1 protein-coding gene is annotated in these 254 nt (G+C 66.9%); it reads left to right on the forward strand.

Annotated features, from left to right (window positions below; translation table 11 throughout):
• Positions 1 to 254: hypothetical protein (locus SB717_RS37740; protein WP_410908278.1), on the forward strand; the 254-nt coding region annotated here is incomplete at both ends.

Consider the following 254-nt stretch of genomic DNA (forward strand, 5'->3'; position numbering starts at 1 on the left):
GTCGAGCGCCTCGTCGACGGTCTCACCGCTTGGCTCGACGACCCGCACGACGTGCGCCGGGCGCCCAACCGGCTCGTGGATCTCGTCGACCTCGCGACCGAGGACTACTTCACCCTCCGTGCGGAGCGCCCGGAGCTGCTTTCGGACATGGACCATTCCGAATTGCAACGACGCGCCGTGGGGCGAGGGGTCATCGACTATATATCGTCATTGACCGACGCGCAGGCGATCCACGTGGACGCGCTCCTCAGCGG

Origin of the sequence: Priestia sp. SIMBA_032 (assembly GCF_046535215.1) — a bacterium.
Classification (GTDB): Bacteria; Bacillota; Bacilli; order Bacillales; family Bacillaceae_H; genus Priestia; species Priestia aryabhattai.